Raw genomic sequence first — 13,673 nt, 5'->3', positions numbered from 1 at the left:
TTTTTGAAGAATACCACCGGAATCCATAAAGCGGGGCTGATTGTCTTCGCGTTACTGTTCTGCTTTACATTCTATGTGCATTTCGTTGCCGGCAATGCGACCCCGGATAAGGAGCTTTCCTTCTATACCGCGAAAGCCTGGCTGGAAGGAAAGCAGCTCTATACGCAGCTCTTTACTGTCCAGCCCCCGCTGATCTATTTCCTGTATTCCGTGCCGGTCTACCTGTCTTTGCATATGCCGGTCATGCAGGATTATCACTTCCTGACATTGCTCATGGCGGTGATGATCGGCAAGTCCATATGGATTGGCTTACAAATCATGCGCGGGCACCCGCAATTTGCAGGAAACCTAGAGCGCCAGTTGGAATTCTGCCTGCTGCTCGGTTTTGTGTTCGTCATTTTCCAGCATCCCATGGATTTTGGAGACCGCGAGCATATTTTCCTCGTGCTGACGACCCCTTATTTATTGCGCTGGATGCCTTCCACGGCCGGTGCCCCCCTGCCGTTGTGGATGCGGATGATGATAGGCATTATGGCCGGGATCGGTTTCAGCATTAAGCCGCATTGCCTTGCGGTATTGGGGGGCATCAACCTGGCTTCCATGCTGTTTCGCCGCCGTGCGGATATCCTCTTCAGTATCGAAAATATCCTGATCTACCTGATCGGGGGAGGTTATGCGCTTTCGGTCTGGCTGTTCTTCCCGCAGTATATCACGGTGGTGCTGCCTATGGTGTTTGCCACCTATTCAGCGGCTAGTGCCGGGCCCCGGGCGGTGTTTTACGGCATCAAGGCATTGCTGATCTTCTGTGTTACGTTCGCGGATTTCCGACCGCGCTACGATTCCCCGTTTCGCCGCGATATTTACTATCTGCTGCTCGTCTGTGTTTCATTCCTGCTGTATGTGGCGGCCAATAATGGCTGGGGGTATACGTGGGATCTGCTGGATTCGGTGCTGCTGATCCTGACCGGGTTCGTGCTGTGGGAATGCCTGTATCTGAAAGCCCAGAAACAGGCGCTTGGCGAGCCCTTTAAGCCGTTCCTGTTCGGCGCGCGCGCGTGCATGATCAATTTTGCGGTCAACGCGATACTGAGCATCATGATCAGCTACGGATACGGTTTCAACAATTGCGGGCATTATTTTACCAGCTGCAAGGCCGGAAAGGTGATGCTGGAGCAAGTGCGGACGGCTAATGACGGTAAACCGCTTGAGCGCTTCGGTGCGATCTCCATGGATTTCGGTGTCTGGTCGTATCTGAACCGCGCCACGGGAGCCGAATGGGATACGCGCTTCAACCATTTATGGATGCTGCCTAAATTCCTGATAGCAGGGCCAGAATTCGCCGCGAAACATCAATGGATATTGCATTACGTGGAAGACAGCCTTGCCGAGGATATGGAACGCTATAAGCCGGAGCTGATGTTTGTCGACGACACGGACGATTTTTACACGTACCGCCATTATGTGGATATGGCGGCGTTTTTCAGCGCTTCCCCGCGTTTTGCAGAAGCCTGGTCGCACTATCGTTATGTGACTAAGATACACGGGCTCTATGCGTTCGACGCCAAGCAGCATAACGGTTATTTCGTCTATAAACGGATTCATTAGGCGTCACGGTCATGAGATTTTTCAAGAAAGCCACGGCCTACGGAAATGCCCTTAACAGCTACGATGCGCTGAAACTGATTGCACTTGCGACTATGGTTATCGACCATGTCGGAGCGTATCTTTATCCCGATGTGGATTTTCTGCGGGTGATCGGCCGCATGGCTTTTCCGCTCTTTTTGTTTCTGGTGGGGTATTCGGGTAACTGGGCGGTGCGGGCGGATCTGCTATGGTCGGCTGCTGCGGTGGCTGTGTGCGCTGTGGCTACGCATCATCCTGTCTTTCCCCTTAATATACTGATTACGATCGCAGTGGTGCGGTTCGTCATGCCGAAGCTGGTAAAACGGGAGCTGACGCCCTCTTATCTCAGCGCGATTTTTATTGTCAGTGTGGTGTGGTACCCACTTTTTCTATGGCTGGATTACAGCACGCTGGCGGTGCTTTTTGCTTTCTGCGGCTATCTGCGCGTTACAGGCCGGAAAGCCGTGAGACAGCAGTGTTTATTGCCGTGTCGGTGCTGTTTCATTTCCTGCTGCAATATAATCCGCAGTATAGCGGATTCGATATTGTGGTCATGGGAGTGATCGGACTGTGCGTGCTTTGCATTATACAGCGCTTTTCCTTGCATGATATTGCCAGTGAGAAGCTTTCTGTACCGCTGCGTCTGGCTTTGCAATGGGCTGCGCGCAATACCCTAATATTGTACGTGCTGCACCTGATATTGCTGATGGCAGCCGAGCGTCTATTTTTCCCGGGAAGGGTGTTGCATTTTTCCTGGTTCTAAAAAGGTATTCAGCAGGTTAGTGATATATATGTCCTTCTTCCAGGAATTCTGAATGCATGAATATCGTGAATATTGTGTTAAATGTTATGGAATGCTACGTAGTGTCATTAAGTTGTAACTTTTGTATGTTATAACGGATGGTATCTGGGGTATCCCAGTCTATTCATTCACACTATTGAGAAAGGTTTTTTATGACGAATGTTCAGGTAAAATCAGCACAAGGCATGATTGACTTGTGCTGGAACCTCACTCTGCTTATGGCGGTGGGTATTTGTTTCAGCATGTTCCCGGATGCGGCGCATGCTACGACAAACAACGCTATCGAGCAGGTGTTCTGTAACGTGGTTGCCGTGTTGAACGGTCCTACCGGTAAGGCGATTGCAACCGTTGCAATCATCGCAGTCGGTATCGGCGCTCTGCTTGGTAAGATCTCCTGGGGTATGGCACTCATCGTAGCGCTCGGCGTTGCACTGATCTTCGGTGCCGGTACGATCGTAGACAACCTCGGTGGTACGGGTAACTGCACCGGTTACGCAGCGATTCCGACCCGCTAGTTTTCAGCGGACTTTACGCAAAGGGCCCCTTCCTCGTTTTACGGGGGAGGGGCCTTAGAAGTTTTCGTTAGTATAGAAAGATGCTTCCTGACCTTGGGTTTTTGAGCCATGAAAAACACTATTTTAGCGTCGTTTTTGAAGAAGAAGGAGGAGGCGACAGCTGAGAATCTTGAAGAGTTCCGTGACATAACGGATGATGTCATTGAAGGGGATTTCGTCCCCTATGCCTGTCACTGGGACCCCCATACCATCGTCACCAAGAACGGTGAAGTCCTCCAGACCATAAGAATTACAGGCTTTGTCCACGAGCTGGCAGAGAATATCCATGAAGATATAACCTTGCGCGATAAAATACGCGAGGCTGTGAAGGAGTGCATCGACTCCACAAAATACGCGGTGTGGATACACACTATACGCCGCCGCAAGAGCCTTAAGACGGATGGCGAATACCAGCGCGATTTCGCCGGCTATCTCGATCATTTCTGGAACGATAAGAATGACTGGGAACACAAGTTCGTCAATGAAGTCTATCTTACGGTTGTGCGCGAAGGCAAGGGCGCCAAGGTTTTTGAATCGGAAATCATGACGCGCTGCATGATGCCGACGATGCTCAACCGCTATTTCGAGAGCGCTATCGATAAGGCTTGCGAAGAGATCAATGCGCTGACGGCGAAAATGCTGCCGATTCTCAATTGCTTTGGCGCCGAACTGCTGGGGGTGAGCAAGCGCGACGGGCGCTATTACTCTGATATATGCGAATTTCTGGGTAAGCTCACTACCTTGCGGGATATCGAATTCCCCTTAAAAGAGGTGAATCTCTCCCACGCGCTTACGGATTATGATGTGACGTTCGGCTATAATGCCATGGAAGTACGTATGCGCGCCGATAATAAGCGCCGCTTTGGTGCTATCCTAACCGTCAGGGAATACCGCGAACTGGAGATCGGCGCACTGGATCTGCTGCTGCAGATTCCCGCAGAATTTATTATCAGCCAGAGCTTTGAATTCCTTACCGCCAAGCTTGCTGTCCAGGGCTATGAATACCAGAAGGAGCTGCTTGTTACGAGCAAGTCCCAAAGGCTTTATGACCGGATAGGGCTGAAAGATATTATCGAGAGCAACAAGGGTAACAAGACGGATTTCGGACAGCACCAGATCAATATCTTCCTGCTGGCGGATTCCATCAAGGCGCTGGAAAGTGGGGTGGCTAATGCGGCCAAAGCACTCTCGGCGCTGGGCATGACCCCTATGCGCGAGGATATCAAATCCGAAGAATGCTACTGGGCGCAGCTACCGGGCAATTTTGAATTTATCAAGCGTATGCGCCCCATTAACACCGCCCGTATTGGCGGTTTTGCAAACTTAAGCAACCTCTCGGCCGGTAATGGGCATAACAACCACTGGGGACCGGCAGTTACCACATTCCATACGGCGGCACATACGCCTTATTTCTTTAACTTTCACAAAGGCGACAATGGTCATACACTGATTGTCGGACAGCCGGGAGCAGGGCAGAGCGTGCTGCTCAATTTCCTGCTGGCGGAAGCGCGCAAGTTTGATAATCGTCTGTTCTATTTCGATGTCGATCGCAGCGCAGAAATTTTTCTAAGAAGCCTTGGCGGCCAATATTACAATACGTTTGCGGGAGATGACAGCAGGCCGCAGGCCCATACCAGTATGAACCCGTTCATGCTGGAAGATACGCCGCGGAACCGTGCATTTTTAGGCGGATGGCTTACGACGCTTGCAGGGAATGCCGGAGCCGCTATTGCAGACTTGCCAGCCTTGTGTAAGCAGGCAGTTGCCGATGTGATTGTGCTTCCGCCTGAACAGCGCAACCTTGCCACCTGTATCGGTTTTCTGCGCCAGCATAACGCGGAAGCTGCGGAGGCATTCCGCGCATGGATGGAAGGCGGGGAATTTGCGAGTGTATTTTCTTCCGGTCCAGAGCCGAAGATCTTTGACGCCAAGATCGTCGGCCTGGAAATGACCACCCTGATGCAGCATGGCGAACCGCTTATCCCTGTTGTGGCTTATTTATTATATCGCATGTGCCAGCATCTGGATGGCAAGCCTACGATTATTGTGTTGCGGGAAGCCTGGACGCTGCTGGACAATTCCTATTTTTATCCTCAGCTCGACCAGCTCCTGGACGATCTGCGGGCGCATAACGCCATGGTAATCATGGAGACCGATCATATCTCGGATGCATTCGGCAGCGGACTGAATGCGCTTCTGGTGGAAAAAACGGCAACGCAGATTTACCTGCCCGATCCCGTACCTGACGATGCTTATGCGACTGCATTCCGGCTGACCGACAATGAAATCGCCTATCTTGCGGCCATGAACACGGATGACCGTCATTTTATGGTCAAGCGGGATCGCGAGACTATCGTATGTGAGCTTAACATCGGAGAGATGAGGGATATTCTTGCTGTCCTTTCAGCACATTCCGATGCGTTGCAACTTATGGAAAAAATGATGGAACAGCACGGAACGGAACCTGTGCAATGGATGCCGGTATTTCTTAGAAATATATAAAATTCTTATGAACGGGCGCATAACGATATTTCACTTTCTCAGCGGCAGGATTCGGCGCTGGCAGGTGATGTGTGCTGTTATGCTTGCCGCCTTGCTGCTGCCGGGTTATGCAGCGGCCGGTGAAATATCGGATACGATCTGCGTTATCACCAATGCAATGAACGGGACGACGGGCAAGGCGCTTGCTTCGGTCGCTATCATCGGCGTTGGTATTATGCTTATGTTCGGCAGAGCGTCGTGGGGCAGTGGTTTTATCATTGCTGCCGGTGTCGCCCTGATTTTCGGTGCGGCAAGCATCATGCAGGCGCTGGGGCATAATTATGCCTGCACGGCAAGCGCCGCTCCTACTTTTACCTGTAACGGGGCGACGCCGGTAGGCAATCTTTTCGAGATGAATCAGACGATCCAGCAGACGACCGATCCGGTGGGCGCCGTATTCGGACATGTTCTGTTCTTCTTCAAAAGCACGATAGGCCAGGTCATGTCCTCCATGTACTGCGCTATGGCCGACGCATTGCGCCTCCCCCTTTCTGCTGCCGTAACGCTGTTCATCACGGTGTTTGGTGCCATGATCATGGGCGGTATTTCCCGTCTCACCATGAAAGAAGCCAGCGTGGTTCTGTTCAAGGTGGCGCTTATCTGGGCCTTTGCCATGAATGCAGACTGGGGAATTGGCGTTGCCTATAAATTCTTTATGAATTTTGCGGAAGAGGCGACGAATATCGTACTGGCTGCCATTCCCAGCGGTGGCGCGGTGCCGAGCCTTACGCAGCCCGATAATATCATCCTCAGCGTGTTTTCCGGTGCGTCTTCCGGCAATATGGCCCAGACTACGGGCGCTACCCTTACCAATGTTCCTCCTGTCTGTATTTTCTGGGCGGCGCTTTTTCTGTATCTGATGCTTTATTTCATGCCGTTCCTGGTAATCTTCGTGATTATTGCGATTATCGGCTATATCGGTAACTTCTGTCGCGCATTACTGAACTATCTGACGGCGATCGTGCTGATCAGCTTCCTGTTCGTGTTCGCGCCGTTCTTCATGTCTTTCGCACTTTTCCGCACGACCATGCCGTTATTCCAGGCATGGCTGAAGCATCTGGTGTCGTTCACATTGCAGATGGTGGTGATGTTCGGCTTCATGGCGGTGCTTGCGATGCTTCCCATTGCCCAGTTCTTTATCCAGCTGATCAGCGTACTGAAAGAATATACGGGTACGCTCGGTATTCCGCCTTTAACAGTGCCGGTGCATTTCTGTTCCGTATGCGAGTATAACATTACCCCTGCGGGACTTAATACGCCTGCGAGCATTGCCTGTGTGCTGCACAAGGCTGCAACGATGAAGCAGGCTGAAGATGCCGGATATATGCTCAGCACCGATCACAATTACTATGTTATTCCGCTGCTGAACCTGCTGCAGCATAGTGATTTTGTGATTTTTGCCATTACGCAGGCGCTCGCGATCTATATCATTTCCAAGGTACTGGGCGATTTTATCAAGAAAGCTCCCAATCTTGCTAAAGAACTGAGCGGTCAGGGAGTGGGGCTTGCGCTGGGCGCGGGCGGAACGCCGCAGGGGCTTAATCTCCCCGGTATTGAATCCATTCAGGCAGGATATGCCGCCTTCCGGCAAAATGCGCTGAAACGACCGCAGGGAGGCGCGGGATTAATCAGCACCATACGCGATCCTCGCAATATGGGGCGCAATCTCAAGAAGCGCTTAGCCAACGGTATATTCGGTTATGAGCAGGAGAATGAGGAAGGGGAAATGGTGCGCCATGGCGGCATGATAGCAGCGCTGAAGCATGGCGGGGCGGATGAAAGAGGCATTGCGGGACGTGCGGCCAAGAATGCCAAAGCACTCGCAGAGATGCGGGCGAAGCGTGCTTCTCTTGATGCTGACCGCGCCCATAAGGTGCTTCAGGATGCGGAAGCCATGCGCGATCAGGCTTTGGCTGAAATGGAACGGTTGAGGCAGATAGGAGCCAGCGAGCAGGATATTGCAGCTGCGCGCAAGGCTTTGCAACGATTAAATAAAAATCTTGATTGGGCAGGGAGGAAGGCCGAGGAGTATAAGGAGGTGGCTCGATTCAGGAATAATCAGTACAGTATGGCGACAATGCCTGGTGCGCATGGTGAGACTCTACGTGCAGGTTTCTTTGAGAACAGGCGCGACGGAAAGTTATTTAAGGAAAGCAGCATGGATCCCGGTCGCTACAGTCAGGGCGATCAGACCAAGGAAGCTTATGACAAAATGATGGCGCGTCATAAGAAGAAGAGCATTTCCGGTTCCGTGGAGGAAAATAAGAGTCTTGGCTTTATTAAGTTTGTGCCGTCGCAGGAAATAGAACAAATCGCCCAGCGTGACACTGCTCACCGCCAGACCATGAAGATGCAGCAAGCAGTTGTAAATGGCCGAATCGGCCAGATGGAAGCAAGGCTCAAGAGTGCTAATTTATCTGATGGCGACCGTATGCGCCTGCAGGCTATGCTGGACTCAGCGAAAACCCATGTTGGGCTTGCGACGTCAGAAAGTGAACTTGAACATATAGCAGCAGGACTGAATTCCATTAATGTTTGAGCGGCAGAGCATGAAGCATCTGCGAATTTTCTGCTTGCGCTGACCTCCTGTTGTTTATAGGTCTATAGCAGTTTCAGCAGAATATCAGGTTATCTTATGCGCCTATTGCAGGTGGCAAAAAAATTTCTTTCATTCGGGACAGATGATATGGCAGGGCTTACGCTGGAAACGATTATGGACGCGCTCAGAAACGTCAGGCTCGAGGATGGCGATATCGTGAGCAAAGGACTTGTCTCCGGTCTTCGTGTAAGCGAAGACGGTAAAGTAAGTTTTGTCATCACGCTTGGTCCCGCTCAGACAGGCAGAGAAGGTCCGTTGCAGGCAGCGTGCGAAAAGGCTGTGCGTAAGATAGCGGAAGTGACTTCCGTTACTGTTGTTATGACGGCTGAAACGACAGGGGGGACGAGTGCGCCTGCAGGGCCTGCTAAGAAAGCGGTCTGGAATACTACACCGGTGGCGTATGTGAAACGCGTGATTGCTGTGGCATCCGGTAAGGGAGGAGTAGGCAAGTCGACGACTTCGGTTAATATCGCGCATGCGCTCACACGGCAGGGAAAGCGTGTCGGGTTGTTGGACGCGGATATTTACGGCCCGTCGCTGCCGCGTATGATGGGAATTTCGGGCAAGCCTGAGATCGTTCAGAACAGGATTATGCCGATCATATCGCAGGGGATCGCCTGTATGTCGATCGGGTTGCTGATTGGTGAGGAACAAGCTGTCATCTGGCGCGGGCCTCAGGTCACCAAAGCATTGCACCAGATGCTTCGTGACGTAGCCTGGGGGGATGAGGAACATCCGCTGGACGTGCTGCTGATCGATATGCCGCCGGGAACGGGAGATGTCTATCTCAGCCTCGCGCAGCAGGTGCCGGTGGACGGTGCGGTCATCGTGACGACGCCGCAGGAAGTGGCCGTTGCGGATGCCCGTAAATCGGTCGATATGTTTCAAAAGGTAAGCATACCGATTATTGGCGTTATTGAGAATATGAGCGGGTTTGCCGACCCTGCCACTGGTCAGACCCATGCGATTTTCGGTACTGGGGGTGGTGAAAGGCTGGCCGCCGCCGCTCAAGCCCCTCTTTTAGGGCAGGTGCCGATTGACATGGAACTGCGGGCTGCTTCCGATGAGGGGAGGCATTATGCCGGAAGTAATGGATTTTACGATGAAATAAGCCGGAAAATCATCGCTTCTGCCTAGTGCCAAAACGGGTAATCTTAATAAAATCTTCATATTATACAGCCTATAATCTGCTATTATTAAAAGATTGTTACAATAGCGGATTCTTATGGCCGACGCGGACGGAACACAAAATTCAGCGATTAGTAGTGGGGATGCAGGAGGGACTGCTCCCCGACGTCGCGTTGTTGCCGTCATCGGTGCTGGTCTTAGCGGACTGACCAGTGCCTACGAATTGACCAAGCAAGGATATGAAGTCCATATATTCGATTCCAAACCGCGCACGGGCGGAAAAATTCATACGCTGCAACTGGGTGCCAGAGAGACCGATCTTGCAGATGAGGGCGGGGAATATATCGATTCCAACCAGAAGCGCATTCTGGCGATGGCTGATGAACTGGGTGTAAAGTATATCGAGGCCAATAAAACAATGGCCAGCCGTTATTACACGCCTAATGGCAAGCTGATTTCCGATGAAGAGTTTAACAAAGGATATCGGTTGATTTCAGAACAGGTCTATCAGGACAGCCAGATTATTCAAAACGATCCGGCGGGAAAACGCGCGCAGCAACTGGATAATATGTCTGTGACGCAATATCTGAAAGAGCTGGCGGGCAATATCAAGGATGACAGGTCCTGGCTGCAAAAGCTGACCTTCAGGCCTAAGCCCACTGTTGATCCCAATATTCTTACAATGGCCGCTCAAGGTCTTGCCGCTGAACGTATGCGTCCGGCGTCGCAAATGTCGGCTTTACAATTCATGCATGAAACCGCCAATAAAGAGGGTGACCTCATTCCGAGCGATTGCCAATACCGGATTGAGGGAGGAACACAGCGGTTGACGGATGCGCTGGAGGCGTCGCTCCGGGCAAGCGGTGCGCATTTCCACCTGGGTACCCAAATGACCGAAATCGGCAAGGAGAATGGCAAGTTTTCACTTAGGTTTGATAAACAGGATGAGAAGCAGGTGTTCGACCAGGTTGTGCTGGCAACGCAAGCCCACCCGATTGCCAATATCAAAGGTATTGAGGAATTTCTTCCACCTGACGATATCGATACATTGCAACGGCTGCAATATACCAATGGCACCAAGATTACTATTGGCCGTAAAACACCCGTGGAAAATGACGGATTTTTTATTTCTCATCTGGGGTATGAAGTATGGAACCGCGCGCCCGGCGAATCGGTGTTCATGATCGGCTCGGATCTTTCGGAAAAATATAAGCCGAAAGAATTGATGAAGCTGGTCCTGGAAGATTATGCGCGTGCGCATAATAGCACAGTCGATAAGGAATTTGATACTCAGATGGTATCGTATGGCGGCCCGGACCCTAAAAACGTCTGCTATAGCTCGTGTTCGCAGGGACAGTATTTGAAACTGCGCCATCTGGCGCAATCATTCGATCAGTTGGCGCAGCAAGGCCTTGGCATAGCAGGAACCTATGTACCGGGTGAAATGCATATGGAGGACAGGTCTGAATCCGCCAACCGCATGGGGCATGGTGTTGAATCCGCCTATCGCACAGTGGCGCTCATGGCTGCGCAGGAAGTGGCTCAGGAGCAGGGTGTTGCACGTGGGAATGACGCAATTGACCGGGAGTGGCAGATGGCCAACCAGCCGCGGGGCGGCTGGGTGGAGCGTATCACGCAGGAGCAGGTTCCGCAGCTGGCTGGTGCCGGCGCTCGCGGCAGATGATGCTTATACTGCTTTAGCCCAGAATAAACCTGTCTGCAGCATGAAAGAACCGTCCGGCGCAAATTGAAGCGCCTGTTTTGCTTCAGCTGGGGATTCTGCCTGGAGTGTCAGAATTATCTTTTCACGCTCGGGCGATGTTTTCATGCGCGAGATCCAAGGAGCGAACGCAATTGGAAGCGGCCATGTTTTTTCTTCCAGCAATTCGAAGCCGGACAGCGTTATAATCTGCCGCCATTGAGGGATCGTCAGGTTGCGGATATGCGAACGGTCACGCAGTAATTCCATTGCCTGCAGATGCGTATCCACGAGCGGATCTTCATGTCCCACCACATCGATCATCAATAAATATCCTCCCGGTTTGATAGTGCGGCGCATATTCGCGATGCAGGCTTCGGTGTCGCGCCAGTGATGCGCGCTATAACGTGAGGCTGCGATGCAGAAACTGCCTGTGGCGAACGTCATATCATTCGCGCTTGCCCGCACGGTTTCAATATTGCCGAGACCTTTTTCCTGAGCCGCCGCTGCGACTGTTGCCACCATTTGCGGTGAGGGATCTGCGGCAGTGACATGATGTGCATGCGGTGCCAGCGCGTAACTAAGATGACCGCCGCCGCACCCCATATCCAGAAAATTTCCACGGCCTTTCGGAATGGTTTTCTCTACCAGCGTAATGGCGTATTGCAGATCGGGACCGGCTGCATGAACGGCGCTGATAAGATAAGCGTTTGCTTGCGAGTCGTACTGATCGTGAATAATCTGGGAATGGTCTTTCATCGTTGCTCCTGAGTTTCATATCAGAGCTTAGCCATATTTTATCATGGTACAATACTGGTAATTATACTATTATAAATACCAGTTATCAGAGAGAAAAAATCATGCGAAAGAAGAATACGAATGCGCTCGGGCAGTTTTTACGTGCAATGCGGGAGCGCCTGAAACCTGAGGATTTCGGCTTGCCCGCAGGCGGGAGACGGCGAGCGCCGGGACTGCGGCGTGAAGAGGCGGCATCGTTATGCGGTGTCAGTCCGACATGGTTTACGTGGATCGAGCAAGGACGCACGACGGGTGTTTCGCAAGGCACCTTGCAGGCAATCGCGCGCGGTCTTCGCATGTCACAGGCGGAACGTGCTTATCTCTATACGCTGGGAATGCGTTCCGAACCAGCACGGCCTGCGGCGGCGGATAAAGCACCGCATCAGCTTTTGCCGCTTGTGCAGGCGATGAAGCATCCTGTGTATATACTCGACCGCTATTGGGATGCAGTGGTGTGGAACTCTGCTGCTGCTTCACTATTTTCTGGCTGGCTTGGAAAGAAGAACGAACGCAATCTGCTGCGCTATGTATTCCTTGCGACGGATGCGCGCAAGTTTATTGCAGACTGGCGAGGACGCTCGCAAAGGCTGGTGGCGGAGTACAGAGCCGATACGGCAGGGTTGCGTGAAGACCCTGTGCGCCGTGCCATGGTGGAGGAACTCAGCGAACAGAGCGCGGCTTTTGCGGAAGCATGGAAATCGCAGCTCGTATTGGCAAGAGAAGGTGGAATACGGCAGTTCAATCACCCTAAGCGCGGCACGTTGCGTTATGAGCAGTTCACGCTGCGGCCGGCTGCTTTTCCAGAACTAAAACTAATTGCCTTGGTGCCCTTATAAAATATTCATTAGTGCTTCAATGAGCGGGCGGTCTGCAGGGGGCATAGGCATTGCGTGCATCTCTCTCAATGTGCGCCATGCAAGTGTCTGTCCTTCGCGTGGGGTGGGCGTGCCTTTCCATTTGCGGCAGATATAGAGCATCATAAGCAGGTGGAATTCGCTTTTCAGGCCCATTGCATGCGCGGGAATGAAGTGAGCGTTATCCACTGGACAGCCGCAGCCGGGCTCGTCGGGTCTTGGCTCGTTCAGATAGCTGTAGGAAACAAAGGTACCGGCGCTTAAACAGGAAGCGCAGACGGTGATGCCAAGTTCTTCTTCCAATTCGCGGATCAGAGCGGCTTCCGGTAATTCACCCTGTTCGATCTTGCCGCCGGGAAACTCCCACATGCCGCCCATGGCTTTGTCTTGCGGGCGCTGGGCTAACAGAATGCGATTGTCGGAATCAATCAGGGCAACGGCGGCGACGAGAACGGTCTTCATATAAATTCCAGAGTTTCTTTCTCGGTTATCACCCTATCGAGCTTTGCGTCAAATATTTCGTGGGGAACATTGGTCACTTCCTGCGACGCGAACGCCACGCCGATGGCCTGGATAGGCTTCAGGTCGCGTAAATGTTTGAGGGTCACGTCATAATAGCCGCCGCCATAGCCGATGCGGTAGCCCTGACGGTCGAATGCTACCACAGGCACGATCAGTATGTCGGGTTCGCATTCTTCCATATCCTGCGAGGGCTCAAGAATGCCATAGCGGTTTTTTTTCAGCTCCAGTCCGTGGTGGCAGCGGTGAAATGTCATGGCAAGCGAATCCGGCGTCATAAGGGGGAGGGATGCATTGCTGCGCCTGATGATATGGGAAATGTCCACTTCACCCCGAACAGGGGAATAGGCGCCGATGATGCCCCCGTCCAGATAGGGTTCCAGACGCTCTGCAATACGCTGCGAGAGCGCTTCATGCAGGTGCGGGGCCATCGCCTGCCGCTGGGCAAGTTTCTCTTTGCGGATAGCGGCTTTGAGGATGGAGTTCATGGGAGGTGATTTCTGTTATTCTGACTGACTACGCAGGCAGCAGGCTGCGTCTTCAGTCGCCGAAGGCG

At 52.3% G+C, this 13,673-nt stretch carries 11 protein-coding genes; 8 read left to right on the top strand and 3 right to left on the bottom strand.

The genetic code is table 11. The features are described from left to right. The first annotated feature begins 3 nt into the window (after positions 1-3). The 7 genes from VFT64_06295 to VFT64_06265 all read left to right on the top strand — a co-directional run bounded on the left by VFT64_06295 (position 4) and on the right by VFT64_06265 (position 10,931). Positions 4-1,605 carry a hypothetical protein gene (locus tag VFT64_06295; protein HEU5047439.1) on the top strand — a complete coding sequence of 534 codons (1,602 nt, stop codon included), beginning with the start codon at positions 4-6 and terminating at the stop codon, positions 1,603-1,605. Between the two features lie 11 nt (positions 1,606-1,616). Beyond that, complete coding sequence (locus tag VFT64_06290) at positions 1,617-2,186, top strand: TraX family protein (protein ID HEU5047438.1); 570 nt, start codon at positions 1,617-1,619, stop codon at positions 2,184-2,186. A 391-nt stretch (positions 2,187-2,577) separates the two neighbouring features. Further along, a complete protein-coding gene (locus VFT64_06285) occupies positions 2,578-2,940 on the top strand; it encodes a TrbC/VirB2 family protein (protein ID HEU5047437.1) in 363 nt (120 codons plus the stop codon). 108 nt (positions 2,941-3,048) lie between these two features. After that, a complete protein-coding gene (locus tag VFT64_06280) occupies positions 3,049-5,481 on the top strand; it encodes an ATP-binding protein (GenBank protein HEU5047436.1) in 2,433 nt (810 codons plus the stop codon). 7 nt (positions 5,482-5,488) lie between these two features. Then, complete coding sequence (locus tag VFT64_06275) at positions 5,489-8,059, top strand: TrbC/VirB2 family protein (GenBank protein ID HEU5047435.1); 2,571 nt, start codon at positions 5,489-5,491, stop codon at positions 8,057-8,059. A 96-nt stretch (positions 8,060-8,155) separates the two neighbouring features. Beyond that, positions 8,156-9,256, top strand: a complete 1,101-nt coding sequence (locus VFT64_06270) for an Mrp/NBP35 family ATP-binding protein (protein HEU5047434.1) — start codon at positions 8,156-8,158, stop codon at positions 9,254-9,256. Between the two features lie 88 nt (positions 9,257-9,344). Beyond that, positions 9,345-10,931, top strand: coding sequence for an FAD-dependent oxidoreductase (locus VFT64_06265; GenBank protein ID HEU5047433.1), 1,587 nt, complete (start codon positions 9,345-9,347; stop codon positions 10,929-10,931). Between the two features lie 3 nt (positions 10,932-10,934). On the opposite strand, the gene VFT64_06260 is transcribed toward VFT64_06265, so the two are convergent. Further along, positions 10,935-11,705, bottom strand: coding sequence for a class I SAM-dependent methyltransferase (locus VFT64_06260; GenBank protein HEU5047432.1), 771 nt, complete (start codon positions 11,703-11,705; stop codon positions 10,935-10,937). A 101-nt stretch (positions 11,706-11,806) separates the two neighbouring features. Between VFT64_06260 and VFT64_06255 the strand changes: the two genes are divergently transcribed. Continuing rightward, entirely contained in the window at positions 11,807-12,580 is a 774-nt protein-coding gene (locus VFT64_06255; protein HEU5047431.1) for a helix-turn-helix transcriptional regulator, read from the top strand. On the opposite strand, the gene VFT64_06250 is transcribed toward VFT64_06255, so the two are convergent. Continuing rightward, a complete protein-coding gene (locus VFT64_06250) occupies positions 12,575-13,060 on the bottom strand; it encodes a (deoxy)nucleoside triphosphate pyrophosphohydrolase (protein HEU5047430.1) in 486 nt (161 codons plus the stop codon). The genes VFT64_06255 and VFT64_06250 overlap by 6 nt on opposite strands. Further along, complete coding sequence (locus tag VFT64_06245; GenBank protein HEU5047429.1) at positions 13,057-13,605, bottom strand: 5-formyltetrahydrofolate cyclo-ligase; 549 nt, start codon at positions 13,603-13,605, stop codon at positions 13,057-13,059. Before VFT64_06245 ends, VFT64_06250 begins: the two co-directional genes overlap by 4 nt. Positions 13,606-13,673 lie beyond the last annotated feature (68 nt).

The organism is Rickettsiales bacterium (assembly GCA_035765535.1).
Lineage (GTDB): Bacteria > Pseudomonadota > Alphaproteobacteria > Rickettsiales > JABCZZ01 > JABCZZ01.
The sequence above is the reverse complement of the archived record's forward strand: the minus strand, read 5'-3'. Positions and strand labels throughout refer to the sequence as shown.

Coding starts and splice junctions, on each gene's coding strand:
- VFT64_06265 (HEU5047433.1), top strand. CDS start 9,345: ATGGCCGACGCGGACGGAACACAAAATTCAGCGATTAGTAGTGGGGAT.
- VFT64_06255 (HEU5047431.1), top strand. CDS start 11,807: ATGCGAAAGAAGAATACGAATGCGCTCGGGCAGTTTTTACGTGCAATG.
- VFT64_06260 (HEU5047432.1), bottom strand. CDS start 11,705: ATGAAAGACCATTCCCAGATTATTCACGATCAGTACGACTCGCAAGCA.
- VFT64_06290 (HEU5047438.1), top strand. CDS start 1,617: ATGAGATTTTTCAAGAAAGCCACGGCCTACGGAAATGCCCTTAACAGC.
- VFT64_06275 (HEU5047435.1), top strand. CDS start 5,489: ATGAACGGGCGCATAACGATATTTCACTTTCTCAGCGGCAGGATTCGG.
- VFT64_06245 (HEU5047429.1), bottom strand. CDS start 13,605: ATGAACTCCATCCTCAAAGCCGCTATCCGCAAAGAGAAACTTGCCCAG.
- VFT64_06280 (HEU5047436.1), top strand. CDS start 3,049: ATGAAAAACACTATTTTAGCGTCGTTTTTGAAGAAGAAGGAGGAGGCG.
- VFT64_06270 (HEU5047434.1), top strand. CDS start 8,156: ATGCGCCTATTGCAGGTGGCAAAAAAATTTCTTTCATTCGGGACAGAT.
- VFT64_06285 (HEU5047437.1), top strand. CDS start 2,578: ATGACGAATGTTCAGGTAAAATCAGCACAAGGCATGATTGACTTGTGC.
- VFT64_06250 (HEU5047430.1), bottom strand. CDS start 13,060: ATGAAGACCGTTCTCGTCGCCGCCGTTGCCCTGATTGATTCCGACAAT.